At 61.9% G+C, this 22,441-nt stretch carries 26 protein-coding genes and 1 pseudogene; 19 read left to right on the top strand and 8 right to left on the bottom strand.

Going from position 1 to position 22,441, the window contains the following annotated elements:
• Nucleotides 1–171: 171 nt before the first annotated feature.
• Nucleotides 172–453, bottom strand: coding sequence for a WGR domain-containing protein (locus OB2597_RS01350; protein ID WP_009803704.1), 282 nt, complete (start codon nt 451–453; stop codon nt 172–174).
• 149 nt (nt 454–602) lie between these two features.
• Here OB2597_RS01350 and OB2597_RS21175 point away from each other — a divergent pair.
• Nucleotides 603–1,226, top strand: a pseudogene (locus OB2597_RS21175) (phospholipase effector Tle1 domain-containing protein); the annotation flags it as partial.
• Between the two features lie 56 nt (nt 1,227–1,282).
• Here OB2597_RS21175 and OB2597_RS01345 read toward each other — a convergent pair.
• Nucleotides 1,283–2,472 (bottom strand): IS3-like element ISOba1 family transposase gene (locus tag OB2597_RS01345; RefSeq protein WP_086000820.1). Its coding sequence is split into 2 segments (ribosomal slippage): nt 1,283–2,220 and nt 2,220–2,472, totalling 1,191 coding nucleotides; the frame shifts between segments, so codons are not numbered across the junction.
• 71 nt (nt 2,473–2,543) lie between these two features.
• Here OB2597_RS01345 and OB2597_RS01335 point away from each other — a divergent pair.
• Nucleotides 2,544–3,299, top strand: a complete 756-nt coding sequence (locus tag OB2597_RS01335; RefSeq protein ID WP_238529688.1) for a phospholipase effector Tle1 domain-containing protein — start codon at nt 2,544–2,546, stop codon at nt 3,297–3,299.
• Between the two features lie 225 nt (nt 3,300–3,524).
• Here the strand turns inward: OB2597_RS01335 and OB2597_RS01330 are convergent, their stop codons facing one another.
• Complete coding sequence (locus OB2597_RS01330; protein WP_009803702.1) at nt 3,525–3,740, bottom strand: hypothetical protein; 216 nt, start codon at nt 3,738–3,740, stop codon at nt 3,525–3,527.
• Nucleotides 3,741–4,329: 589 nt separating this feature from the next.
• On the opposite strand from OB2597_RS01330, the gene OB2597_RS01325 reads away from it, so the two are divergent.
• On the top strand, nt 4,330–4,578 hold the full coding sequence (locus OB2597_RS01325) for a hypothetical protein (protein ID WP_009803701.1): 249 nt from the start codon (nt 4,330–4,332) through the stop codon (nt 4,576–4,578).
• Nucleotides 4,579–4,678: 100 nt separating this feature from the next.
• Nucleotides 4,679–5,413, top strand: a complete 735-nt coding sequence (locus tag OB2597_RS01320; RefSeq protein ID WP_084658477.1) for a hypothetical protein — start codon at nt 4,679–4,681, stop codon at nt 5,411–5,413.
• 20 nt (nt 5,414–5,433) lie between these two features.
• Here the strand turns inward: OB2597_RS01320 and OB2597_RS01315 are convergent, their stop codons facing one another.
• Together OB2597_RS01315 and OB2597_RS22685 are read right to left on the bottom strand one after the other, a co-directional pair.
• A complete protein-coding gene (locus OB2597_RS01315; protein ID WP_040608795.1) occupies nt 5,434–5,691 on the bottom strand; it encodes a helix-turn-helix domain-containing protein in 258 nt (85 codons plus the stop codon).
• 140 nt (nt 5,692–5,831) lie between these two features.
• Nucleotides 5,832–6,014: a hypothetical protein gene (locus OB2597_RS22685; protein WP_322786290.1), complete on the bottom strand. Its 183-nt coding sequence runs from the start codon at nt 6,012–6,014 to the stop codon at nt 5,832–5,834.
• A 280-nt stretch (nt 6,015–6,294) separates the two neighbouring features.
• Between OB2597_RS22685 and OB2597_RS01305 the strand changes: the two genes are divergently transcribed.
• The 15 genes from OB2597_RS01305 to OB2597_RS01240 are packed head-to-tail and all read left to right on the top strand — an operon-like array spanning nt 6,295 to nt 17,800.
• Nucleotides 6,295–6,651: a hypothetical protein gene (locus OB2597_RS01305; RefSeq protein ID WP_040608793.1), complete on the top strand. Its 357-nt coding sequence runs from the start codon at nt 6,295–6,297 to the stop codon at nt 6,649–6,651.
• 43 nt (nt 6,652–6,694) lie between these two features.
• Complete coding sequence (locus tag OB2597_RS01300; protein ID WP_040608792.1) at nt 6,695–7,300, top strand: lytic transglycosylase domain-containing protein; 606 nt, start codon at nt 6,695–6,697, stop codon at nt 7,298–7,300.
• A complete protein-coding gene (locus OB2597_RS01295) occupies nt 7,297–7,590 on the top strand; it encodes a TrbC/VirB2 family protein (RefSeq protein WP_009803695.1) in 294 nt (97 codons plus the stop codon). The genes OB2597_RS01300 and OB2597_RS01295 overlap by 4 nt, the downstream gene beginning before the upstream one ends.
• A 12-nt stretch (nt 7,591–7,602) precedes the next feature.
• Entirely contained in the window at nt 7,603–7,881 is a 279-nt protein-coding gene (locus OB2597_RS01290; protein WP_009803694.1) for a type IV secretion system protein VirB3, read from the top strand.
• Nucleotides 7,871–10,234, top strand: coding sequence for a VirB4 family type IV secretion/conjugal transfer ATPase (locus OB2597_RS01285; protein WP_009803693.1), 2,364 nt, complete (start codon nt 7,871–7,873; stop codon nt 10,232–10,234). Before OB2597_RS01290 ends, OB2597_RS01285 begins: the two co-directional genes overlap by 11 nt.
• Nucleotides 10,231–10,401: a hypothetical protein gene (locus OB2597_RS22220; protein ID WP_009803692.1), complete on the top strand. Its 171-nt coding sequence runs from the start codon at nt 10,231–10,233 to the stop codon at nt 10,399–10,401. The genes OB2597_RS01285 and OB2597_RS22220 overlap by 4 nt, the downstream gene beginning before the upstream one ends.
• 7 nt (nt 10,402–10,408) lie before the next feature.
• Nucleotides 10,409–11,545 (top strand): lytic transglycosylase domain-containing protein, encoded by a 1,137-nt coding sequence (locus tag OB2597_RS01280; RefSeq protein WP_238529691.1) that lies wholly within the window; start codon nt 10,409–10,411, stop codon nt 11,543–11,545.
• On the top strand, nt 11,545–12,375 hold the full coding sequence (locus tag OB2597_RS01275) for a type IV secretion system protein (protein ID WP_084658471.1): 831 nt from the start codon (nt 11,545–11,547) through the stop codon (nt 12,373–12,375). The genes OB2597_RS01280 and OB2597_RS01275 overlap by 1 nt, the downstream gene beginning before the upstream one ends.
• Nucleotides 12,376–12,387: 12 nt before the next feature.
• On the top strand, nt 12,388–13,041 hold the full coding sequence (locus tag OB2597_RS01270) for a virB8 family protein (protein ID WP_009803689.1): 654 nt from the start codon (nt 12,388–12,390) through the stop codon (nt 13,039–13,041).
• Between the two features lies 1 nt (nt 13,042).
• Nucleotides 13,043–13,738, top strand: coding sequence for a TrbG/VirB9 family P-type conjugative transfer protein (locus OB2597_RS01265; RefSeq protein WP_009803688.1), 696 nt, complete (start codon nt 13,043–13,045; stop codon nt 13,736–13,738).
• The gene (locus tag OB2597_RS01260) at nt 13,735–15,126 is read left to right on the top strand and encodes a TrbI/VirB10 family protein (RefSeq protein ID WP_009803687.1); all 1,392 of its coding nucleotides are present in this window, start codon (nt 13,735–13,737) and stop codon (nt 15,124–15,126) included. The genes OB2597_RS01265 and OB2597_RS01260 overlap by 4 nt, the downstream gene beginning before the upstream one ends.
• Before the next feature lies 1 nt (nt 15,127).
• Nucleotides 15,128–16,117, top strand: a complete 990-nt coding sequence (locus OB2597_RS01255; RefSeq protein WP_009803686.1) for an ATPase, T2SS/T4P/T4SS family — start codon at nt 15,128–15,130, stop codon at nt 16,115–16,117.
• On the top strand, nt 16,114–16,305 hold the full coding sequence (locus OB2597_RS01250) for a hypothetical protein (protein WP_009803685.1): 192 nt from the start codon (nt 16,114–16,116) through the stop codon (nt 16,303–16,305). The genes OB2597_RS01255 and OB2597_RS01250 overlap by 4 nt, the downstream gene beginning before the upstream one ends.
• Nucleotides 16,302–16,706, top strand: a complete 405-nt coding sequence (locus tag OB2597_RS01245) for a hypothetical protein (RefSeq protein WP_009803684.1) — start codon at nt 16,302–16,304, stop codon at nt 16,704–16,706. Before OB2597_RS01250 ends, OB2597_RS01245 begins: the two co-directional genes overlap by 4 nt.
• Nucleotides 16,707–16,720: 14 nt before the next feature.
• On the top strand, nt 16,721–17,800 hold the full coding sequence (locus OB2597_RS01240; protein ID WP_009803683.1) for a type IV secretion system protein: 1,080 nt from the start codon (nt 16,721–16,723) through the stop codon (nt 17,798–17,800).
• A 156-nt stretch (nt 17,801–17,956) separates the two neighbouring features.
• Here the strand turns inward: OB2597_RS01240 and OB2597_RS01235 are convergent, their stop codons facing one another.
• The 3 genes from OB2597_RS01235 to OB2597_RS21170 all read right to left on the bottom strand — a co-directional run bounded on the left by OB2597_RS01235 (nt 17,957) and on the right by OB2597_RS21170 (nt 22,387).
• Nucleotides 17,957–18,667 (bottom strand): hypothetical protein, encoded by a 711-nt coding sequence (locus OB2597_RS01235; RefSeq protein ID WP_009803682.1) that lies wholly within the window; start codon nt 18,665–18,667, stop codon nt 17,957–17,959.
• The gene (locus OB2597_RS01230; RefSeq protein WP_009803681.1) at nt 18,664–21,771 is read right to left on the bottom strand and encodes an N-6 DNA methylase; all 3,108 of its coding nucleotides are present in this window, start codon (nt 21,769–21,771) and stop codon (nt 18,664–18,666) included. The genes OB2597_RS01235 and OB2597_RS01230 overlap by 4 nt, the downstream gene beginning before the upstream one ends.
• A 100-nt stretch (nt 21,772–21,871) precedes the next feature.
• Nucleotides 21,872–22,387: a hypothetical protein gene (locus tag OB2597_RS21170; RefSeq protein ID WP_084658467.1), complete on the bottom strand. Its 516-nt coding sequence runs from the start codon at nt 22,385–22,387 to the stop codon at nt 21,872–21,874.
• Between the last annotated feature and the right edge of the window lie 54 nt (nt 22,388–22,441).

Raw genomic sequence — 22,441 nt, 5'->3', positions numbered from 1 at the left:
AGGCCGAGCCAAGCTCGGCCAAAGTCGAACAGGGAGGTAGGCCGGTTTGGAAACGGGAGGCGTTTCCGTCCGGACCTATCCAAATTTATGTGCTGCTCCTTTGTTCCTCAAGCCGTGTGGCAAGGACAAGGTCTGCTAATTCGTCGGTGAGGTGCACCCTAGCGGGGGGTTTCAATCCCGATTGTACCCCCGTTTCCGCTTGACCCTTTCCAGAGCCAGCATGGCTGCGACGGCCTCGGGCTCGTCGGAGTGCTTCTCCACCAGGAACTGACCGCGTCGGCCGATCCTGCCCCACTCTCGAATTAGATCGACGCCACCGAACAGATCCGGCTGCAGGCTCATCCTGTAGAACCGCCTCATGTTCATGGACGGATCGATGCGACGCAGGTCAACCTGCGCCGGGCCACAGGCGCATTCTACGGCATCATCGAACATATTGGGCGCGATCTTCATGATCCTACAATATCAGGTAGACTCAGATGTTTCTAGTATGTTCTACTTTAGTTCGAGTCGCGGTCGAAATGTTCTGGCGGATTGCTTGTGTACCGATGAATTTCCTCGAGCGGCCCTGACCTGGGACTTAGAACGACACGGAGGCCACAATGCCCAAGAATATTTGCATCTTTTCCGATGGCACGGGGCAGTTGGGCGGCGCTCGGCCTGATCAACGCCTGTCCAACGTGTACAAGCTCTACCGCGCAATGCGACCGGGTCCTGACTCGCCGATAAGTCCGAAGGATCAGGTTGCGTTCTACGATCCGGGCCTTGGGACCGGCGAGTCCGGCGGCATCTTCGGACGGATCAAACCTGTCCTCGAAAGTGCGGTCGGCACTGGCATCGACCGTAACATCATCGACTGCTACGAGCAGATCATCGCGCACTACGAGCCCGGCGACCGCGTCCACCTCTTCGGGTTCTCACGCGGAGCGTACACAGTCCGGGCCTTGGCCAATGTGATGAACCTGTGCGGCGTGCCGACCCAGATGCCGGACGGCAGCGCGATCCCGCGCCACGGACCCCGGCTGCGCAAGATTGCCACGGACGCGGTCAAATTCGTCTACAATCACGGAGCCGGTAAGCCGCGAGGGAAGAAACCGTTCTTTGATCGGAGAGAAGAACTCGGTCGGAGATTTCGCCAGAAGTACTCGAGTTTCCCATTGGAGGGTGACGACAACCAGGGGAATGTGCAGCCCTATTTCATCGGGGTTTTCGATACCGTCGCCTCGCTGAGGACCGCCGTGGTCAGATCCCTCGTGTGGGGCGTTGACCTGCCACTGAACTTTCATCCAGCCGCGACCGGAGCCCGGTTGGTGTTTACGCCGATCGGCGCAGGTTTAGCAATCGCCCGACGCGCGGAGCTTTCATCTCGCGCAGCGGGGCGGGCGATTGCGGTGGTCAGGGCCCGTGCGTAGTCAGCCGGGGTCTGGTAGTCCAAGGCCGAATGCGGGCGTTCTGTATTGTAGTCGGCAGCCCAAGCGGCAATCACGATCCGCGCGTGGGCCAAGTTCCGGAACATGGTCTCGTTGAGCAGTTCATCCCGCATCCGGCCGTTGAAACTCTCTACGAAGCCGTTCTGCATCGGCTTGCCTGGCGCGATGTAGTGCCATTCGATCCGGTGCTCGGAACACCACCGCAGGATGGCGTTGGAGGTCAGTTCCGTGCCGTTGTCGCTGACAATCATTCCTGGTTTGCCACGGCGTTCGATCAGGGCCGTCAGTTCACGTGCCACGCGGCGCCCCGATATCGAGGTGTCCGGTATTGCCGCGAGACATTCACGGGTGACGTCGTCGACCACGTTGAGAACCCGGAAGCGCTGGCCATTGGCGAATTGGTCATGGACGAAATCCAGCGACCAGCGCGCATTGGGCCGCGCCTCGACCAGGATCGGGGCTCGCGTCCCGACAGCCTTGCGCCGGGCCTTCCGCTTGCGCACCGTCAGCCCCTCCTCGCGGTAGAGCCGATAGATCCGGTTGATCCCCGAGGGCTCACCCTCGCGGCGCAGCAGGACGAACAGGCGTCGGTAACCGAACCGCCGCCGCTCGTGGGCCAGGTCCCGCAACCGACCGCGCAGAACCGTGTCCGGGGCACGCCGAGATCGGTAGCGTATCATCGTTCGATCCGCGCCGACGATATGGCAGGCCCGCCGCTCCGACAGGCCATGCTCGGCCCGAAGATACGCGACGGCTTCACGCTTCACGGCGGGCCCTACCACTTTTTTGAAACCAGATCCTTCATCGCAGCCAGATCCAGCATTTGCTCGGCCAGCAGCTTCTTCAGCTTCGCGTTCTCATCCTCCAGCGCCTTCAGCCGCTTGGCCTCTGACACCGTCATGCCGCCGAACTTGGCCTTCCAGTTGTAGAAGGTGCCTTCGGACATGCCGTGCTTGCGGCACAGGTCAGCGCACTTCGCACCAGCCTCGTGCTCGCTCAGGATGCCGATGATCTGTTCGTCCGTGAATCTCGTTCGCTTCATTGTCCGTCCTCAAGATAGGCCGGACTCTAATCGACGGTGGAGGAAAAATCCCGTGGCAGGTCAGCGTCACGGTGGCTACTGCGGTCGCTTTCGTTTTCGGCATGGTTCGAGACTGGAGCTGGATCGTCGTTCTTCCGCTCGGCGGTCTGCTCGCGGCCCTGCTTTGGCAACTCGGTCAGCTCCTCGTCGACAATTTCAAGTTTTTCTCGGAGGATAGAGACCACCGGCTACGTCTTTGGCGCCCAACAGACTGGCCCCAGATCTTGAGGACTGGGCACTTCGCTGCCTGGAACAAGCGAAACTACGACATGTGGCTCGACCCGGACGTCCAGCACGCTCGGCACGCCATGGCAATCGACGAAGACAGGGCGGATTTTCCAAGGGTCGGATGGGCGTCGAAACAAGCCGCGATCGAAACCAAGGACCGACGCCCTGAATGGCTCAAGCAGGTCTGGTTCCCAGGGTGTCACAGCGATATCGGCGGCAGCTATCCCGAAGCGGAAAGCCGACTGAGCGATATCGCGCTGGACTGGATGGTCGAAGAGCTCCGGGAATGCGTCCCGTCGATCCAGATCAACGAACACATGCTCAACAGGTCACCGGATCCCTTGGGCCTTCAGCACAGTGAAGATGCCATGGTCGCGTTTGGGCCGATCCGAATTCCGTGGAAGAAGAAGGTCAGGGAGGTTGGCGACGATTTTCCGCTGCATCCGTCCGTCGAAGAAAGGCTCAAAGCCTCCGCGGTTGCCCAAAGTGGAACGGTCAAACGCTACCGTCCTGAACAGCTTCGGTCGCGTGCGAGCCTGAAGAGCTACTATGACGAATAGGACCATGCCTTGAGTCAGTATCAAGGGCCCGGAGTTCTCGCGTATCGACACCATGCTCAACTCTTGCCGTGAGGTCATCCACCACCTACGATCGCCGATGTGAGTGAACTATTTTCCTTCGATTCTGGGACTGCCAGTCGCAAATGCCTGGCGGTCCTTTTTCGTCAGAACCTTCGATATCGCAACGCCACCTCCCAGCCGCGCAGGCTCATCGCCAGAGCAGATTTATCGCTGATGCAAAGCGTCTGTCACGCGTCGCCCTAGTGCGGTCTGCGCATGATCGCGACCAAACGCCTTTGTCATCTCGGGATCCAATTTGGTCAGAAGCCCCTTTCTCACCAAGCCATTCAATGTCTCAATATCGATGTGACGAACGTGTCCAAGGAGCACATTTGTCTCCAGCACATCCAGCGCGTCGATGATGGCGTTGATCTGAGACATACGGTGCCCTGCAACTCATTTTGATAGAGCACCAGAAGGCCTCTTGGGGCATCTCAAACGCTCGTGTGAAGTGTTACAGAAGTGCCGGGTCACAACAAGATTCATGTACACAGCCGACAGATTGGCGATCAGTACGGGCCGAAACTCGTCGGGTCAGCGAACCCCTTTTACGGGACGATCCCTCGGCCGCGGCCCTGCAATCGCCGCCCCACCAAACTGAGCCGCTTCCCATTGCTCGAACATGTTCGCGAAGAGCCCGGCGCCATCACAGACGCGCTGCTACGTGTCCCGACGCCTGCCATGTCGACCTCCACAACGGCGGATTACCGCGCAGACGCTAAATGGCGTCATTCCAGCTTGCGCGCGGTCGATTCAACTCGTAGTCAAAAGTAGAGCTTCGTTAGGCGAGTTATTGCCCTAATTATTCAACCAATGAGTGTTTTCCGATGCGCCATCTCTATCTGTCTGCATCACTTCCCCGCAAAGCCCAAGCCGGCCAATCCAGGTATCAGCAAACACCGGCGCTAGCTGACCCAGAAATTTCCGGCAGGGCGGCTCCAGTAGAAGGCCTAAACCGGGGTCCGCTGCGATGAAAGTGGCCAAGTCAGAGGCGGCACCGCTTGCTCGCCTGATCGGCACTGACCCCGACCACACGCTCGCATGGGTTTATGTCTGGAATACCTCGGAACTCTCAATCCTTTGGCTCGACCGCCGCGTCCCGCCAAAGTTCATCGACCCTCCCCTACCGAAGGGCGTGCTTGACCAGGCCATGACTGTGACATCCGACGACGTGACCGATTTGCTGAAAGCACTTTCTGAGCGCGCGTCAGATGCATAGCCTACCAAGGCTCGCGCGACACATGCTATATCAAAGTATACATTAATATAGTATTGTTGGAGTATGGTTAGGAATCGTCAGTAGCTCCGGAGACCAAGACATGCGCAAACGCCTCGCTCCTCTCGTTGCCGCTCTTGGCCTTGGGATCGGTCCCTGGAGCGGGACCACAGCCGCTGCTCAAAGCTATCCGATCGACTGTGCCATTTTGCTCTGTCTGTCCGGTGGCTGGCCTGCGTCAAAGCCCTCTGCCCGTGCGCGGGCGGAATTCATCCGGCGGATCACCCCATGGCCAATCGAGCCTCCTCTTCAGATCTGGCGGTGCCCCATGGGCGCAGCCTATCCAAAGAACAGTGACGAAGGCCCCCTCGCCCGCCTGTATGACGCCGTGTTTGACCGATCCGCTCCGAACATGCCTGCGCCGGGTCCAGCAATCTTGAGCCGCAAGCTTTCACCCCAACATCCACACGACGCGGGCGAACTTAAAGACCGGCGACTCCCGGAAGGTTTTGCGCAGCAGCTCGCTCAAGGCGCCGACATCGACATCAGCGGCCCGGAGTTCAACTTCGTCCGTTCGATCCGTGTCTATGATGTCCGTTACGTGGGTCAGTACGACGCGAGTGAGGCAGGGTGCGTGAGATCGGCAGCAGTCTACCTCGGGAGCTATAGCACCCAAGGCGCATTCTCCTGGGCAAGATCCTCGCCAGAAGCCCTGCCCGCAGCCCATGTCGGCCTGGAGACCTGGGGCATGAACTGCCCGGAACTCTACCACAGATCCGTCTTCGTCGACTGGCGAGACTACGAGGGCAACTACGGCTTCGAGCAGGTCAACTACTAACAGCTTTCGTGGCCGGAGCATCAGATCCGATGATCCGCGTCCGTGGCGCCTTCGGCCTTGGCAAGCAACGTCGACGCGTCTACCTCCATGGCCCGCGCCAAGACGATCAGCTCGATCACGTCGATCCGACGCTCACCGCTCTCGACCCGGGCCACGAAGGATTGGTGGCACTTGAGCCGGTCGGCGAGCTGCTCCTGCGTCAGGCCAGCCGCTTTCCGCGCCGCGACCAATGCGTCGCGGAGTGCTTCATGCCCGGAACTCCTGATTGTCTTTGCCACGCGTCACATGCCTCTTGCGACGGGGCTAATCCAGTTTGCAGATTATCTAAAAAGTAGATAGTTTGTGCTCACGAACGATAGCAACGTCGCGGCCATCCTGCGGTGGCGTGCAAGATGACGGTTCTCACTTATTGGGACAGTCAGTCGCCCGCTGTCTGGACGAAGCGGCCGTACTCCTGGCTCACGTCTCGGGCCTCCGCAAAGGCTCGGGCCCGTTCCTCGTCCAGGCAGCGCAGGTAGGACTGGATATCGCGGAAGTAGAGATCGAAGTCGCGGCGGATGAAGTCGGCGTAATCCTGGGCATCCCGGGCGTCATTCGGCACAAATGGTCGCTGCGGCGCGATGCAGGTTTTAGCCGAGGCCGCGTGCACCGAAAGGGGCAAGAGTATACAAAGCGCGAGGAGGAGCGATTTTGGAGCAAAGATTCGGCAAAGCCTAATTCTCTTGATCGCAGGCATGGGAGGCGTCTATCCGTTCGAATGAGCGAGAATCCGCTAGGCGGCGCATGGATATAACTTGTGCGTCAATACTATATCATCGTATGACTGGGCATCAACTGATGATGCCCGGCCATTCGCCTTATTGGAGAGTGTGACCAGGGTGATGGATCTAGAAAAAGAAGCCCCGAATGTGGTCACCGAACCCAGATTCCGCGATCTGGTCGCCAGCGGCTATCGCGTGGAAGTTGTCTGCAAGGCGAATGCCTTCAGAAAAGGCCCCAACTGGCATGGGTCCTGGATCCTGCGCGCCGTCAGCGACGCAGGCGTCGAAAAACTCCTCGTCACCGCGCGAACACGGACCTCACGCAACGACATCAAGATCCGCGAAATCAAGACCGTCACCGGGGTCATCTCCCTGCTTCAAGCCATCGGTTTCTCCCACGCGGATGTGCCGCTCGAAGAAGGCCGACGCACCGTGCACAAGCTCTCCAGCGAAGAGATGGCGGCACTCCGGCTTTAGCGCCCTCCTCCTCTCCCTCCTAAGCGCTCCTGTCTCAGCCCAGATGGTGCTAGTGATGGAGAGCGACGGCACCCTCCGCCCGAGCCAGCGGCAGGAAAGGTTCGCCCGCAATTACAACGACGGCATCGGACAGGGCTCCGCGACCGACGAGCTCAAGGTCTTGGGCGACAAGGCCGCGACGGTCAGCACCTCCGCGTCCCTCCCTGCCCCTCGGGTTCCCAAGCCGCATATCCTCGCCGCAATTGAAGAGACGGCTCTCCGCTACGCCGGTCATCGTGGCCTCCGCGCCGCGGACATCACCGTCACCAACTGGCTCAATCTCTACCGCGCCAATATCGAGATCGAGAGCGGCTACAATCCGCACGCAGTTTCTCGGGTCGGCGCCATCGGCCTCGGACAGCTCATGCCGGACACCGCTCGCGTCCTAGGTGTCGATCCCAGGGACTGGCAGCAGAACCTGACCGGCTCGGCGCAATATCTCGCGATGATGTTGGCCGAGTTCGGCGACGTACGACTGGCGCTCGCCGCCTACAACGCCGGGCCCGAGGCCGTCCGAAAGCACGCCGGCATTCCCCCGTTCACAGAGACCCGGAACCACGTCCAGCGTGTGCTGGCCGTCGTCCATCGACTGGAAGGAGCATCTCAATGAAGTCCCGATCCTATTCGCTGCACATTGCCCTCATCGCGCTCTTCGCGCTGCTGGCCGATCCCGCAATGGCGCAGAGCATCGACCTCTCGCCGATCCAGAGCCTCCTGCAGGGTATCGTGGACGCGCTGACCGGTCCGCTTGGCGTGGTCATCGCCACCCTGGCCGTGCTCGGCGTGTTCCTCAGCTGGTTTTTTAACATCATCGACCTGCGGCAGGCCCTCTGGGTGCTCGTCGGCATCGCGGGCGTCGCCGCCGCGCCGACCATCGTCGCGGCCGTCTTCGGCTCCTGATCGGAGGCCATCGTGGCAGAGCGTTCCCCCCTCTTCCTGGGCCTCGTCCGACCGCCGAAGCTCCTCGGCCTGCCGATCATGTACGCCATGGTCTGGCTCTTCGGATCGGTGCTGCTCTTCGTCTGGATCCAGCACCTCGCGGTGCTGGGCCTGGCCGCAGTGCTCTACCCCGTCCTCTGGAAGGCGGCCGACTGGGACCCCCGGTTCCTCGATGTGATGGTCACGGCGCTCCAGGAAACGCCACCAACGCGGAACCGAGGCGTGCACGGAGGCGACAGCTATGCCCCGTGATGCCGCGCTCGACGAGCGCACCCTGATGCCGGACTGGTACGCGCGAGAAAAGCGTCTCGCCCATATGCTGCCCTATGTCAGTCTCGTCGATGACCTGACGGTCCGCACACGGGCCAACGAGATTTTCCAGTGCGTCCGGATCAGCGGGGTCAACAGCTACACGACCGACGACGCCTATCTCGACAAGGTCACGGCGCTCTTCGCCCGCATCATCGCGCAGCTCGGCCCGGAGTTCAGCTACTACGTCCACAAGGTCTCCAAGGCGATCACGCCCGACCTGCTGCCGGTCCGGGGCGATACCTTTGCGGCCGCCGTCGATGCGACCTGGCGCCAGAGGCTCGCGACCAGCGGGCTTCGCGACAAGACATTGACCCTGACCGTCATCCATCGCCCACCACCCAGAAGCTTTACCGAGTTCCTGAACGGCAGCGATCCGGAGCGGCTGAAGGAACAGACCCGAAAACGCCTGCGGCGTCTGAAGGACGCGGTCGGGGTGTTTCTCTCGGGGCTCAGCAATCTAAAACCGCGCCTCCTCTCGGCCGCCTCTGGTGAACTGGTCGGGTTTCTGGGCGCGCTGAACACGGGCCGCGAGCTGCCGCTCTACCCGGCGAACCGCTTCGGCTTCCTCGCCACCAATGTCGCCAATACCCGCGTGACCTTCCTGGAAGATCATTTCGAGCTCTCCGAGGGCGTCGTCGGCAGGCGCTTCGGCAAGTGTTTCACCATCGGGGAGTATTCTGAGGCAACAACCTGCACCATGTTCGACATGTTGAACCTGCCAGTCGACATGATCGTCACGCACTCCTTCACGCCCATCAATTCGAACCTGATGGCCGGACGGATCAAACGGCAGAAACGGCAGATGCAGGCCTCGCGCGATGCCGCCCTGTCGCTCCTCGAGGCGCTCGACATCGCCCATGACGATCTCGAGGCCAAGCGCCAGAGCTTTGGCGAGCATCACATGGTCGTCACCGTCTTCTGCGAAACACTCGACGAGTTGGAAACGCTTGGCGCCGAGATCGTCAACGCGGCCGCCGCCGAGGGCGTGAAAATGATTGGCGAGCGGGTCGCGGCCAAGACCCACTATCTGAGCCAGCATCCGGGCAACCAGCCGAAACGGGTCCGCGCCAGCGCTGTGACCAACCGCAACTTTGCGGACTTTGCTGCGCTGCATCGCACCCAACTCGGTAAGGACAAGCATCAGCTCCCCTGGGGCCAGGAGATCACGGTCTTTCCGACGCCCGAGCAGAGCGCCTACCGCTTCTCCTATCACGAGCAGGGATCGCCCGACAAAGAACCGACCGGCGGCCACACCCTGATCCTCGGACGCCCGGGCTCCGGCAAATCCGTCCTCTCGGCGTTCCTCATGACGCAGGCCCGCCGCGTCGGAGCACGGATCTTTGTCTTCGACTACCGGCTCGGGATGGAGATGGCGGTGCGGGCCAATGGCGGGCGATACGCCTCGGTGAAAGCCGGTCAGGCCACGGGCCTGAACCCGCTCTGGACAGAGGTGGACCCGCGCGGCACGGCCTGGCTCTCGGACTGGCTGGGCTCACTCCTGCATCGCGCGGACAAGCCGCTCACGCCCGCCCAGACCAACCGCATCCAGGAGGTGGTCCGACAGAATGCGACCGCCGCCAGCCCGGAGCTGCGCAACTGGAAGGACTTTGCGTCGCTCTTCGTCTCGACCGACGACAGCGGCGATCTGCATGAGCGGCTCCTCGAATGGACCGAAGAGGGACGCTACGGCTGGATATTTGGCCAAAGCCTGAAGGACACGTTCTCGCTGGAAGGGGACGTTGTCGGCTTCGACCTGACCGGCATTCTCGACAGCGAGAGCGAGAAGGAACGGATGGCGGTCCTCAGCTATCTCTTCCGCCGGATCGAGCGCGAAATCGAAGACCGTCGCCCGACGATCATCATCATCGACGAGGCCTGGAAGGCCCTCGACAACGCGTATTTTGCCGAACGGCTCTCCAATTGGCTGGTGACCGCCCGCAAGCAGAACACGGTCGCCGTCATGATGACGCAATACGCAAGCCAATTGGAGCGGACCCGCACCGGCAAGACCATCGTCGAGGCCGTTCCGACCCATATCCTGCTGCCGAACATCCGGGCCCATGCCGCGGACTACGCCATGCTGAACCTCTTCGAGAAGGAGCTCGACGTGCTGCTGAACACCGGCAGCGACAGCCGCCTGGCACTCATTCGCGATGACACCGGCTCGGTTGTGGTCGACGCCGATCTGTCGGCCCTTGGGCCCTACCTGACCATCCTCGGCGGCATGGAAAAGGGCGAGGCCCTCGTGGGCGCCGACTACCGGGATCGCCCGGATTTCTGGAGGCGCCTATGATCCGTTTTCTTTTGGTGCTCATCGGTCTCGGCACCCTCGCGGCCTGCGAGCCATACCAGGAACCCCGCGCCAACTGCTTCAGCTTCGCCGCGAGCGACCCAGGCGCCGATGATTGCTCCTTCACACCCTTGGCCGGCGCGACCTTTGCGGACCTGCGCCGTGAATAGCCCCGCGCTGATCTTCGCCCTCGCGGTCCTGGCCGGGCCGGTCGCCGCGCAAGGCGTCCCGACCAATGACAACGCCCTGACCGCGCGGGACATCGTGGAGACCGCCGACCGGGAGACCGATCTCGCCCTCCAGCGCGACAAGCTGGCCGTCAAGGAATTAATCTCCGAGATCGAAGAGGAACAGCTCGCCGTCCTGCGCAACATCCTCGAGGCGCAGACCAGCTTTGGCGGTCTGGGCGTATCCGACATGGTTTCGGACCTAGAGACCGGGAATCGGGATGCCGAGCGGTCGGTCGAAGCTGTCTACGGAAACGCCGATGTCGATCCCAATCCCGGCGGCGCGGCGATGTTTGGCGATGCGGCCGAGACCATTGAACAACTGATCATCCGCGTTGCCCGCGACACCCATGGCCAGCCCGGTGTCGGCCGCGCAGGCCTCTCGGTCGTGCAGTGGCGGGCGCTTCTGCAAGCCCTGATATGGCAGGAGAGCCGGTTTTCCATCGGGGCGCGCTCCCCGGTCGGAGCTTTCGGTCTCACCCAGATCATGCCGGGCACCGCCAGCGATCTTGGCATCAACCCCGCCTATTACGACAGCCCCTATCTGCAGGTCGAAGGCGGGGCGCGGTACCTCGCAAGGCAGCTCAACACCTTCGACGGCAATGTCATCAACGCGCTGGCCGCCTACAACGCCGGTCCCGGTCGCGTGTTCGAGTATGGTGGCGTGCCGCCGTTCAAGGAGACCCAGCACTACGTCCGGGTCATTCCCGAGCGCTACAACCTCTACCTCTCCCGCATCGGCGGGATCGAGGCGCTCGGCACCATCGACCCGGCGCTTCTCGCGAACTCCAATCTCTCCTTCGCGGGCTTTGGTGCGGCCCGGTACGGCAACGCCTCTCCGGTCGCGATCCGCCAGGCCGCCCTGCGCATTCAGGACATCGTTCTGCGGATCCGGGGAACCACCGACGTTCAGGACAGCATGGCGCTCAACACCTATGCCCGCGCCGAACTGGTCCGCTTGGTCGCTGCCCGCGTCCGCCTCAAGGCCGTGCGCACCAAGCCATTGACCGCCGCCCAGCTTGCCCAGGCCTCCGCCCGGATGGCCGAGGCCGAGTTCATGGACTTCACGATCAAGGAGGTACGTTGATGCCGGTAACCTGCCCCCCGTCCAGTTGGCTCCGTCACGCCGCCGTCGTTGGCGTGCTGGTCCTGTCGAGTCCTCCGTACCTAATCAGCGGCGTCGCGCAGGCCCAGGGCGTGCCCGTCGTCGACACGCAGAACATCGCCCAGAACATCCAGCAGCTGCGGCAGATGATCGAGGACGAACTGCTTCAGAACGAACAGCTGACGCAGCTGCGCGAACAACTGACCACCCTCAAGGAACATCTCGCGGAACTCCAGCGCACCTATCAGGCCCTCACCCGTCTCGCAGAACTGCCCGAGATCATCCGTACCCAGATGGAGGATGAGCTGAACGGCCTTCTGGACCAGGAGTTCGGCGACATCATCGCCACGATTGAGGCGATCAAGACCGGGGATTTTTCCCGACTGACCGGGTCTGGTGCCAGCCAGATCGAAACCCAGATGGACCGGGTGCTGGCCGATCTGGGCTTCGACGAGGACACACTCGCGGAGATGGCGCGCAGCGGCAATCCCGGCGCCGAACGCGTGGCGACCCAGGCCACCACCGGGGCCCTCGTCTCCGCTGCCGCGCAGAACAGCTACGATGACGCGGGCCAGTCGCTGCAACGTGTCGAGCGGCTCGTCAGCCTCATCGACGACATGGACGAGCTGAAGGAGAGCGTCGATCTCAACACCCGCGTGACCGCTGAACTTGCAATCGCCCTTGTCGCCATGTGGCAGCTCGAGGCGGTCCAGACCGTGGGCGACGGAACCGGCGGCGTCATCGATGCCGCCACCATCGCCGAGGAGCAGAAGTTCATGGACTTCACCCTCCCCGAGCTCCGGCCCGAGTGAGGAGATGGCGCGGTGGACGAAGAGCTGGCGATCATCGAAGAGGAACTGGTCTATGGGGCGCTCCGGCGGGAACGGCTCTGGCAGCGCCTCGGGCTCGTGGGCCTGATCTTCGGCTGTCTCGGCTGCCTGAGCGCGGCCGCCGTCGCCATCCTCGATGTCGATCCCCCGCCCGTCGTCGTACCCTACGACCCGGCCACCGGGTTCGCGCTTCCGGAAGCCTCCGTCGGCGCCACCTCCGTCACGGAAAACCGCGCCATCATCGAGGCCGAGGTCTTTCGCTACGTGACCGACCGCGAGGTCTACAACCAGCTCGACAACGATGTCCGCATCCGCAGCGTCCTCCGGCGCTCGGATGGGGCCGCGCAAGCCTCGCTCCGGCGCATCTGGAACTCGGCCAATGCCGACTATCCGCCCACGATCTACGGCCCAAACGCCCGCCTCGAGGTCGAGATCCTCAGCATCAACCGCATCGGGGCCAACCGCGCAACCGTGCGCCTGCGCAAGCGTCTGACGTCGATCAACGGCGTGCAGGCCGGTCTCTTCACCGCCACCCTCCTCTTCGAATTCCGCCCCGAGACGCGCCGCACCATCGACGAGGTCTGGAACAACCCCTTCGGCTTCACCGTCGTCGAATACGCCATCCGCTCGGACAGGCTGGAGAACTGACATGCGCCAATGCCTCTCCACCCTGTTAAGTCTGGTCCTGCTGACCGCCCCTGCCCTTGCGGAGCAAGTCCCCCGGAGCGGCCCGAACGACAAGCGCGTCCGCATCGCCACCTACCAGGACGGTCAGGTCTTCCGGCTGAGCGTGTCGCTCACCCATGTCACCACAGTGGAATTCGGTGAGGGCGAAAGCATCAGCTCGATCATCGCGGGCGACACCGTGGGCTTCGAAATCGACGGCGTCCCCGGGGGTCGCGCCTTCGCCATCAAGCCCCTCGCCCGCGGCGTAAAATCCAATGTCACCGTCTACACCAACCGGCGGAGCTATTATTTCAACGTGGAGGAGGTCTCGAGCCCGACCTTCTACGTCGTCCAGTTCCGCTACCCGGGCGACACCCGCCGCCCCTCGAACGCCATCGCCAAGGCGGCCCCGAACCACAACTACGCCGTGAGCGCACGCAAGGAGTTCACACCCTCCCGGATCTGGGACGATGGCACCTTCACCTACTTCGCCTTCAGGCGGAACGCGCCCGTCCCGGCCATCTTCCGATACTCCGGGGGACGGGAGCGCACGGTGAACACCGGCGCCGTCGAGGATGGCGTGATCCGCGTCTCCGGCGTCAACCGGTATTGGGTCCTGCGGCTCGGGGACGACACCGTCTGCGTTTCCGCAATAGTGCCCGAAGGGGGAACGTCATGAGCGATGATCCGAACCCCGATCTGGAAAAGCGCCTCGCCGCGCTCGAACAGGGGACAGCGAGACGGGTCTCACAGGGCAAGAGGCGATCCCCGCTCCTCGCCCTCCTGATGGCCGGCCTGATCCTTGCGGGCGGTCTCGTGCTCTATGTCTTCTCGCGACCGGATGTGGAGGTGGCTCTGCCGACCGCGACGCCGGACGAGTTCCAGCAGGAAGGCGACGGGTTTGGCGAGATTGAGCCCTTCCGACCACCGCCGCCGCCGGAGCCCGAGGTCGTCATCGTGCCCGAACCTGCCGAACCCAATGCCGAGCTCCTGAAACAGATCGCGGCGCTGCAGGCCCAGATCGAGGAATTGCGCTCCGCACCGCCGCCCGAGACCGGCGAAGACCCGGCAGCCGCGGCAGCGATCGATGCGCTGACCGCGCAGGTCGCGGCCCTCCAGAAGGCCTCGGAGAACGCCCAGGCGGAATTCCAGAAGGAACTCGCCGCCCGTGACCGCGAGATGCAGCAACTGCGCATGGATCTGGAACTCGCGCAGCTCGAGGCCAAGAAGCCCGTCCTTGCCCCGCCGGGTCCGTCCGAGGAGGACCTGCGGGCGCGGGAAGCGGAGCGCCTGCGTCAGGAGGAAGAGGCGCGGCGGATGGAAGAGTTGCGCAGGCGGGCCGAAGAGGAACGCGCCTTTCAGCAGCGACGGGTGGCCTCGCCCGTCATCGCCTTCGGGGGCGCAGGCGCGGACGGCTCCCAATCAACCGAACTGGCGAAGCGTACCCTGAACGAGGTTACCGACTTCGTCCGAAACGGTGCGCTGCCGAGCGATGTCACCCAGGCCGAGGTCATCGCCAACCCGTCAAACACCGTAGTCCAGGGCACGATGATCCAGGCGGTGATGGAGACTGCGCTCGACAGCTCCCTGCCCGGCCAGACCCGCGCCATCATCTCCGAGGATGTTTACAGCTACGACGGGTCTCGCCTGCTGATCCCGCGCGGCTCGCGGCTGATCGGGCGGTACCGCTCCGGCGTCGAGATTGCGCAGCGCCGTGTCACCATCGCCTGGGACCGCATCATCCTGCCGACCCAGCAAACGATCCGGATCAGCGCCTTCGGCGGCGACGAACTGGGCCGCTCCGGCGTCACCGGGTTTGTCGATACGCGGTTCGCGCAACGCTTCGGCTCGGCGGCCCTCATCTCGATCATCTCCGCCGCCCCAAGTGTCGCAGCCGGCGAGGTCAAGAACAAGAACACCGCAAGCGTGCTCGAGGATGTGGGCGACGATCTGGCCGACGCGACTGACAGCGTCATCGGCGAGTACCTCTCCATCGGCCCCGTCATCTACATCGACCGGGGCGCCCGCGTCACCGTCATGGTCGACCGCGATCTGGAGATTTTCTGAGATGACGGTCAGCTACCTCCAGGCCTCGCTCGACAAGCTGAAGGACGCCGCCCGCGACGACGTCATCGAGATTTGTGTGAACCCCGACGGCTCCTGCTGGGGGGAATTCCAGGGCGATCATTTCATGCGGGCGCTCGATGACCGCCTGACCGTCACCGAACTGCGCGACCTCGGCAACCAGATCGCCTCCAGCGCCAATACGACCATGAGCAAGGACAAGCCGATCGTCTCGGTCTCGATCGCCTATCGCGGGCGGCCGATCCGGGCGCAGGTCATCACACCCCCGGCCGTCATCTCCGGCATGTCGATTTCCCTGAGGTTCTTCTCCAGTCTGCCGCTCGACGAGATCGAGTTGCGCTATCTCTACGGCAAGGAGCGCAAGCTCGAGGAGCTCCGCCAGCAGAAGAACCGGACCCTCCGCGAGGTCGTGGCCTCCGGGGTCATCACCGACGCCATCCGCTTCTGCGTCGAGAACAAGCTCAACATGATCGTCTCCGGCGGGACCTCCACCGGCAAGACCGTCGCCGCCCGGAAAATCCTGTCCTACGTCAGCGCCGAAGAACGGATCGTCACCATCGAGGAAGCGGCAGAACTGCTCCCGACCCAGCCGAACGCGGTCACGCTCATCGCCAACCGCGATGCGGAATTCCAATCCGCCGACATCCTTCTGACCGCAACCCTGCGTATGCGCCCGGACCGGATCATCCTCGGCGAAGTTCGCGGCAAGGAAGCCATGACCTTCCTCGAAGCAATCAACACCGGCCATGGCGGGTCCATGACGACGCTTCATGCGGAAACCCCACAGCTCGCCGTCCAGCGCCTCGCCATCGCCGCCCTCAAGACCGAGATCCCAATGACCTATCAGGACATGGTCCAGTACATCGAAAGCTCGATCGACGTGATCATTCAGGCCGGGCGCGAAGAGGGCCAGCGCGGCATCACCGAGTTTTACTTGCCAGGAACAGAGTTGGAGGAAAGGCAGACGCCATGAAACGGTTTGAGTATGAGATCCTGTTCTTCGAGGTGAAAAAGACAAAGGACTTCGAGACGATGCGCCGGACCCTGAATGACCACGGGGCAGACGGATGGGAAGTCATATCCGCAGAAGCAGGCGATTATGGGTACACCACGTTCTTGAAACGCGAACTTGACCCCAACACAGCGTCCGGAGCGCCATGATACGGCTCGCGCACATATTGGTCATGGCGGTGGTCACGTCCGCCACGAGCAGCATTGCTGAACGCAGTCAAAGCCCGGCGCGTCTCAACACGCCGGACGTCTGCCCCGACCAACCTCCTGAGCCGGAATGGATGAGGGAGATGGGACCGCGCGATGCCCACAAGAGGTTGCTCATCCAGCAGATCTACAGAGCCGAGAGCATGCAGCGTATCGTGGAGGCCCAGAGCTGTGAATGCGCGACGCGATATCCTCCGTGGGATGCAGCCGAGGCCGAGTACCGGGACCGGTACGCCACCGGGGAATACTGGGACATCGTCGAGGCAACTTCAGAAAGTCGGCGGTTGGCGAACGAGCTCCGGAAAATTGCCAAGCCGATTTGTGAAGCGGCCGGGAACTGGTAGTTGGAGGCCTGACCATGAGCGTTGTCGCGTACTTCGTCGAAACCGCCCAAGGTTACCTGGATACCGTAGCAGAAACCCAGTTCGGGGCCGTGGCTTCGACGGTCGGGACGCTGCTTGTGCTCGGAGCGACGCTTGTCGTGGTCCTGGTCTGTCTGAACATGATCTACCAGTACCGCGCCATGGACGGCCGCACGGCATTCTGGTTGGCAATCAAGATCGGGCTCATCGGTGTCTTTGCGACAAACTGGGTCGAGTTTAACGCATTCGCCACCGCCATATTGAGCGGCATCGACAGTATCGCAGGATCCTTGGTGGCCTCGGTTGGAGGAGGATCGCCTGGTCCTTCCGGGACGTTCGCGGAAGAATTCGACGAACTCATCGCCGCTCTCGGGGATTACCTCAACGCAGCGGGCTCTGAACTCAACTGGATGGCGGGCGCGTTGCTGGACACCTTGGGCGTCCTGCTTCTTTCGATCCTGGGCGGCCTTGCAGCCTTCATCGTCATTGCCTCCCGGCTCATGATCGCCCTGTTGATCGGGATCGCTCCGATCATGATTTTCCTGACTCTTTTCGATGTCACGAAAGACTATTTTGCGCGCTGGCTGTCCGCGCTCGTCTCGTTCGCGATGTATCCAATCGTTGTCGCCGGAATATTCGCGACCATCACGGGTGTTTCGCGTGCACTGCTCGCAGAACTAGGCGATCCGGAGGGCGCATCGAACATCGGCGCGCTGATCCCCTTCTTCATGATGGTGCTCATGGCCAAGGGCTTTATCATCGCGACGCCCTTCATCGTCAGGTCGGTGTCGGGAAACATCATGATGCCGGCGCTCACCGCAGGTTTTGGGGGCAGCTATTCCTTCGCCCGCGGGTTGGCTGGAAGTCAGCAGGTCTACAACAGGTACGCAATTGGTGGCGCGACAGGAGCCGAGTACGCCGCGCTGCGGGCTCGGCAATTCCTCGGCGTTCAACCACTTCCCGCCCGTCCGAATTCTGCCGGGGGTCCCTCACCGCATCCGGGTAGTCGTGCGACCGGAACGGGGGCGCGGATGTTGGCTCAGTTGGCTCGACTGAGCAGGTTGGGAAAGCGGTAGAGCTTTGCCAAGTCGGCCGTGCTGCTCTCGTAGACTAATCCTCTCGGCAAGACAGGCGATAAGCTGTCGTTAGCGGCGCGGTAACCGAACGACAGCTTTGCCTCCGAAATCGCAACCATGCTAATCCATCGGGAGTGCCAGGGCATTGGCTTGAACCTAGCTGGTTTTTTTCTGCTTCGATGTGCTGACGGGATAGCCAAAGGACAGAAAGAAATGCGAAACGCGGATAGTCCCATATTTCGGCCCAAAAGTGGGATCGCGCTCATGCTCTGTGTCGAAATCTGCCATGCCGAAAATCTGCGATGGCCGAGTGATCGACGTGCCGCTCGCTGTCGGCTTTAGTCTCAGCTCGGCAGCTAGCGCGGCATCGTCAAGCGCTTGCCGGATGGGCGGTACGACCTCCGTCTCGGGATCGAGAAGCACCCCTACCATCGCCGCGACTGCCTGGTCGCGACTGTAAATCCCAGTGACGAAACGGCCGAGACCCCTGTTTTGGAGATAGTGGTCGCGATGTTTCTTTTGACGGCCGAGGCGTTTGAACTCGAACACCAACTTGATTTCCCGGGTCTCATCGTTCCAGCCGTAAACAATATCGGTGCGGCGCTCTTCGATCCAATCACCAGTCGCGGGGTCGATCTCGCCAATAACATTCTCGGCTGCCCACATGCCTAGCAGGCCTCGCTCGCGCGCAACGTAGTTGTCGACATAGACCTTGAGCTTCTTGGTCAGCTTGTCCTCCTTGGTCTTCGGATTGAAGTCCGGGAGTTCGCGAACGGACAAGTCTGCCCAGCCCTGCAGCAAAGCGTCGACCGCCGCCGTAGCGGGCTGAAGCGGAAATGCCGTGAGCCAATCAGTCGTTGCAGTCACGCAATCACCGTCTGCTTACCTTGCTCTGCACGGGCTTGAACGTCGCGTACAATCCGCTCGGCGTCTCGCATCGCCTGTCGGACCGTCCAACTGCGCCGCGTCAAGGGTCGAACCAGATAAAGCGCCCCATCCACCCAGAGCAGAGCGTCGGGCACGAGCGTGAGGAAGTCGCCTGATGGCAGCGCACGGAGACCCGAGCTGCGCAACTGAGCTAGGGTTTCCAAGACCAGCTCGTCACTCACTTCAGTGTCGAACTCGGCGCTTCTGTCTTCGTCGCTAGAGAAGAGCACCCGGACAATTCCCGATGGCCCTGCGCGAGAGGGATCACTGGCTGCAATTTCGACCCGAAAACTGCCCCGTCCGCCCATGCGCTTCCGCCAGTCGGTCAGTGACTGGGCGAGCGCCTTTGCGTAGATGCCGAGATCCTCCGCCTTCACGAGATGCTGTGCCGGAGTGTCGAGGCTCTTGAAGCTGCGAGGACGGATCGAGGGCATCAGGAGGCTGACAGTTTCGCGCACGAGCCTCCGCTCGTCTTGGCTCAGCCCAAAATAAGTAAAGATCGCATCGTCCAACTCGCCGTAAAGAGCCGTGTATCGTGGCGCTTGCTTGAATTCGTCCAAGCGGGCAATCTCGTCGAGATGGGCCGATACCCGTTCGACCACGCCCACCGCCGCCTTGGGATCGGGCGCGATCGAGGGCTCGAAGAATGGGAAGGTCTCGACGTCCGCGAGATGGACACCGTTGCGCTCGCACAGCATCTTCCAGCCTCGCATCATCAAAAAGTAGCGAGCCAATGATGACCGCAGAAAGACTGCGGCAAACTTGAGCAGCCGCGCATCGGCCTTAGGGCCCGAAATCACGCCGACACTATGGGTGAAGGATGCCGGCCGGTCATAGTAGACCGCCCGAATGTTATGCTCCTCTCGCGAGAAGCCGTCGGGAAACAAAACACGTGGCCCATCGAAGACCGCCATGATGGCCTCGTTGAGACCGACCACCGTGGTTTGGTCGGCCGGCCAGCTCGAGAGCAGGGCCTTGTGAAGTACGGGCGAACCGGCGCTGAGCGCGGCGACGGGCACAAACCGACGTTGCTTGAGCGGTTCAGCGCTCATCGCATCGCGACTCTTGTCGTTGAGATGGATTCCTTTGCGATATACCCATCGGCGTGAAGCCTTCTGCCCTCGCCAAAATTCGGCAAAAGTCCCGCGCATCGTGAGACGGGTCCAGATCGCCAGATCGCTCGCATCGCCCCACATCATTGTGACTAGCAATTGCGGGTCATCCGCTACCGATCGTGTCTGGAGCTTGTGCCGATCGGCAGACTGCATGGTGAGACGGCCGAGTGCGAGACTGAGGTCAGCCTTGGGCACGAGGTATTCGAAGGTCTCGTCGAACGGCACAAGGTTTCTTGCGTCGGCGGATCGGCCTTCGCCAAGAAATACGTGGCAGGTGTTTTCTGCCGTGGGGAACAGCAGCCCCTGCAGATCACCGAAATTGATCAGGCGGGTTGGCCGGTAGGTATTGAGCAAGGTCTCGACGAAATCCTCGCTGGATGCACCGAGCAACTGGCCAATCGGCAGTATAAGACATATGCGCCCGCTCTCGGCGAGGAAGTCCGCGGCTCTTAGTGCATAAGCACCGGCAATTTGCCGACGGACAAAAGGAACGCCTGCCTGTTCGGCCCAGTCGTCGGCGGAAGTTCGGCTGGCGCCCTCCGGCTCGGCCCAAGGAGGATTGGAAATGATCAGCGAAAAGCGCCTTCCGCGGAACGCGTGAGCCTCGCGGAAGAAGTCGCCCTGCTCTGATCCGTGCGCCAGGTTGCTACCCTTGAGCGGCGGCAACTTGGTTCCGTCACTTTCCTGGGCTTCGAGGATGTCGGCCGGGTCGAGCCCTTCGAGCAGCGACAGATACAGGCTGAACGCGGTGACGCGGCAAGCCATAAAGTTGATATCGCTACCGAAAATACGTCGTTTGAGAAGGTCGCCCCGCTCGGCAAAGCCCAGTTGTCGGCCCAGTCGCGCCTCCTGAAGCGCCAGCAAACGGCGATACGCGGTGGTAAGAAGGATTCCCGATCCGCAAGCCCCATCGAAAATGACCTCGTCGAGAGGATCTTGCGAGGCCAGAAAGGCCTGGTCGACCGCCAGCATCGCCAGATTGCGTGGGGTGTAATAGGCGCCTTCTTTGGCCTGTTCTTCCGGGGTCAAAAATTTCTCGTAAAGCCCAGACAGAAGTTCGACAGGAATGTAGCTGAAATCATAGTTCCAGAAGTCTCCCTGGCCTGTTTGCATGTCGGTGCGGCGGAGAAACTGATTGAGGAGCGCGAAGCCGTTGGCGGTCAAGGCCTGCCACGGATCATGACGATCATCCCCGAGGAAGTCGCCGTTGAAATCCGAGCGCAGCTTGTCGATGAGCGACCGCAGCCCGGGACGATCTGCATCAGCAACAAGGTTGTGCAGTTGACCGACACCGCGGCGGCTCCGATAGGTCTCACCGACGATCTCGCGATGCTCGAGATAGGAGATGAAGAGCACCTGCCCCATTAGAAGCTCGGCCAAATGTCGCCGAATCCGCTCGCTCGCAATGCCATCAAAGCCATCTTCGGTGAGCTTAGCCACGGCGTTCGTGAGGTTGTGAAGCAGCTTACGGTCGACACGTGCTTTCACGTCGAACCATTTCGGAACGCGCCGCGACAGATTGGCCGTCGCGACGTCGAGCGCGGAAAAAGGGCCGTCCGGCCGGGCGTCGGCAAGGTGGAGGCGTTCACCCGCTTTCTTGAGCTTGCGTGCGGGCAGTGCGAGTGCTTTGTCGCCCACGACTTCGATCACGACCGTGGCTAGATTCTGGTTCCAGATCTTCTTGCGTGCTTCGTCGAGCGCTGCGCTCGACAACCGTGCGCCGTCCTCGCTGACGAAGACGACGGTCGGCACGCCTTCCACTTCGAACACCGCCCGAGCGCGAATCGCCCCCTCGGGCTTGAGCAATGTCTTGATCTCGAGCGCATAGGGATGCGCATCGGGGATATCCTCGCCGCGCCGGTGCAGCACCGCTGGCTCGGCAGAATAGCCGAGTCTGTCGAGCCATTTTTCGAAAGCATCCGGACTCATCGCGTACCTCTCGCACAAATCCAGGACCGGAACATAATGGGAACAAAAACACTTCGCAAGCGAGGCGAAGTGGTGTTGTTCCGTGAAATGCGGAGGTATCTCATGCCGATCGCCGTTGATAACTTGTCGAAGGCACGAAGCTGGCGCGGTCCTCATGAACCCCGCGAGTTGCCGGAAGGCTGAAGAGATCCATCTGAGCGTGATTTGCGTCTGGCAAAGCGAAACCGTCGCGCAGTATGGCCAGATGACGATCGAGTTCCATCAAGAGGACGTCGGCTCCGCAGACAGTTTCGTTGGATTCAAGAAATGTCCAATTGCCGTCAGAAGCCAATCCCAGCCTCTGACCCCACAGACTGATGAAGGATCGATTCCGCAGCTCCTCGCGCAAGAGGGCGAAAGACGCTTTATGCGTTTGCAACTCCATGCTGAACTGTTCGCGCAAGAGGACTGCAATGCGAAGCACGAGGATGGTTTGCCAGCCGAACTTTGCCGGTGCACCTTTGCATCTAGGCCGCACGTCGACTGAAACAAGGGCGCGCCGACTAGTCCACTCTCGGAGCTTTTCCGTTGAGAGGCCCGTCAATTCGCAGGCGACCGGCGTGGGTACAAGGCGCAATGGAAACTCTCCCGAGATCGGGTACCGCACCCGACCTTGTCAGGAAAACGGGTA

Source organism: Pseudooceanicola batsensis HTCC2597 (genome assembly GCF_000152725.1).
GTDB classification, from domain to species: Bacteria; Pseudomonadota; Alphaproteobacteria; order Rhodobacterales; family Rhodobacteraceae; genus Pseudooceanicola; species Pseudooceanicola batsensis.
Note: the sequence above shows the minus strand (reverse complement) of the source record. Positions and strands in the feature narration are given on the sequence as shown.